2 protein-coding genes are annotated in these 2,800 nt (G+C 56.4%); both read right to left on the minus strand.

Annotation, left to right across the window (positions count from 1 at the left end):
• Window positions 1-234: 234 nt before the first annotated feature.
• Complete coding sequence (locus OKC27_RS22545) at window positions 235-1,026, minus strand: M48 family metallopeptidase (protein WP_182859864.1); 792 nt, start codon at window positions 1,024-1,026, stop codon at window positions 235-237.
• A gap of 4 nt (window positions 1,027-1,030) precedes the next feature.
• On the minus strand, window positions 1,031-2,800 hold a 1,770-nt coding region (locus OKC27_RS22550; RefSeq protein WP_442866079.1), incomplete at its 5' end, for a type I restriction enzyme subunit R domain-containing protein.

Consider the following 2,800-nt stretch of genomic DNA (forward strand, 5'->3'; position numbering starts at 1 on the left):
ATCTCGCACCTCGATAACTGTACGTAAGATCAGTATAGTTCGTGGTAACTGACTGCTAATCATGGGTAATCAGGTAGAACATTATTCTGAAGCGATTGATGATTCCGCTCAGAAAAAATGTCCGTTTTTGGCTACAAAAGGCTCCATGCGAAGAATAATCAATGCATCCATACCAAAAAATTCAGCCCGGCAAGGGTGGTCTGCCGGGCTGTGGGTGACTGACGAGCGGATAACTCACGTCAACAAGCGATTAGCCATCCCATCCAGCCGCGTTTTGGTCTTTTCCCAACCGGGCATCACCTGACCCATCAGCCGGTAAAAGTGCTCGCTGTGGTTGTGCTCGGCAATATGGCAGAGCTCGTGCAGGATGACGTAATCGATACACTCGCGGGGCGCTTTGACAAGATGCGGGTTAAGCGTGATCCGGCCATTGGGGGAACAACTGCCCCACTGGGTCTGCATGGTCAGGATGCGCAGTGGCGGACGCTCGGTGACCCAGATGGCCTGATCGAGCATGGCATTGAGGCGTCTGGCAAACACCTCTTTGGCACGGGCCTTGTACCAGTCAGCGAGCAGTGCATGGACTTTCTCGGCTCTCTTTGCGCTATCAGTGACTAGGCTCCTGACCGACACCTCCAGCTTGCCACGCAGCATTTTGACCCCCGGCACCGAATTAGGGGCTTCGATCACCTTGAGCAGGTACTGCTTGCCGAGGTAATAGTGACTTTCCCCACTGATGTACTGGCGTGGGGTGACGTGCTCCAACTGCTGGCGAAAGTCGCGTAACTGTTCGTAGATCCAGCGTCCGCGCTGCTTGACCGCTGCGAGAACCGCTTCATCAGCCGCCTCACGCGGGGCCGAGACCACGACGCGGCAATCGGGATGCACCTTGATAAGCACCTTGCCGCTAGCCTGTCTCCGTTGCACCCGCTCGAAGGCGATCCGCTCATCGCCGTAGCGAAAGCTAAAGGATGGAGCTGGAGCCTGGGCCTGAGCATCGCCCTTGGCCCGAATAGGCACATTCATCTGATCAGACTCCGCTCAAGCCGACTCGGGTGATCTGCACCACCATCTCGACGATCTTCTTGGCCTGCTCCATACCACTGCCGATTGCTTTGCACTCCTGGAACATGCGCGGCAACAGTTTCTTGCGAATACCCGCCTCGATGTTCTGCGGGTTGATGGAGTGCTCGGCCACAGACGCATCCACGACCGTATCGATCTCGAAGGCCAGCTTTATCCACTTATCCTGTACTTGGCTGTCGGTAATGGCGAACACCTCCGGCAGTACCTTTTTGAACACCCCAAAGTAGGCCTGAGCGTGGCGATGCCCAGCAAAGGCGTCAGGTATGTCACTCAGGCGGCGCTCCTGCACCTGCTCTTCGAACTCCCGAAACAGCATGTACTGCTTGAGCGGGTGCTCGAACAGCTTCTCTGCCTCCTCGATAGCTTGTCGCAGCAGCTTGGAGAAGGCTTCCTGGGCGTAAGGGTCATCTCGTAGCTCCTGCTCAATCATGCGGCTGACCCGCGTTTTGATGATGTCGGTCTCGTTGCGGGTCTTGTTCTCGTTCCACTCTTCTGGCTGCTGCTGGCCCATCTTGCCGACCTCGTAGACGCCACCCGGCTCTTTGACCTCTACACCGACCACATGCTTATCCAGCAGCTTCTTCACCTGCTCGGCATATTCGTCGTAGTCAACCTTCTCACCGGCATCCTGCTGCACCAGTTGGCGCAGGCTGGAGAGCTGTTTCACCGTCTCCTTGTAGTGACGGCGATCCGCCTCGCTAAAGGCACTGTCCTCGAAGAAAGAGGCCGACTGCAACGCCACTTTCAGGCAACTGGCAAACGCCGTGAGCGCCTCGTAGAAGTCTTCTCGCACCTTGAGGTTCACATCCACCAGTTCGCCGTCCAGTTCCTCCATCTTGGGCACCAGCACTTGACGCAGTTGCTCGATATCCTGCTTGTTCTTCACCCCGGCGAAAATGTTCCACAGGGTCTGGTAGAGCTGAGGCAGCCGCTTATATTCGGTGCCCATCTGGTTGTAGAGGCCTTTGAGGTCGTCAACGTCATAGCCGCCCTGGGTGCGGGAAGCGAGATCCTGATACTTGCCGATAGTGGTATCCAGCTCGGATAAGATGCCGCGATAGTCGATAAGCAGACCGAACTGCTTCTTCGGGTGCAGCCGGTTGACCCGCGCAATCGCCTGGATCAGGTTGTGCTCTTTGAGTGGCTTGTCGATATAGAGCACTGTGTTCTTTGGCTCATCGAAGCCGGTCAGCAACTTGTCCACCACGATCAGCAACTTGAGGTCGTCATCCTGATCGAAACGATTCACGACATGTCTGGTGTACGCCTGCTCATCCCCAGAACCAAAGAGAGCACCGACATTCTCCTTCCACCACTGAGTGACCAGCGGTGTGGTCGATTCATCGACCTCGGTGTTGCCTTCCCGGCTGTCGGGCGGACTCATCACCACCGCCGACTCGAACAGCCCCGCCTCGTCGAGGTACTTTTTATAGAGCACCGCCGAGGCTTTGCTATCGCAGGCCAGCTGGCCCTTGAGCCCCTCGACAATGTGGTTTGAAAAGTGACTGGCGATATCGAACGCAATCAGCTTGATGCGATCTTCCGCGCTGTAGATCTCGCCCTTGCGGGCAAATTTGCGTTTCAGATCGGCCTGCTGCTGTTCGTTTAACCCCTGGGTAATGCGCTCAAACCAACTATCGATGGCCCGCTCGTTGACCTCCAGATCGGGGATGCGCTCCTCATAGAGCAGCGGCGTCACCGTTTTGTCCTCGAC

It is taken from the genome of Aeromonas sp. QDB62 (genome assembly GCF_027705695.1).
Classification (GTDB): Bacteria; Pseudomonadota; Gammaproteobacteria; order Enterobacterales; family Aeromonadaceae; genus Aeromonas; species Aeromonas allosaccharophila.

Coding starts and splice junctions, on each gene's coding strand:
- OKC27_RS22545 (WP_182859864.1), bottom strand. CDS start 1,026: ATGAATGTGCCTATTCGGGCCAAGGGCGATGCTCAGGCCCAGGCTCCA.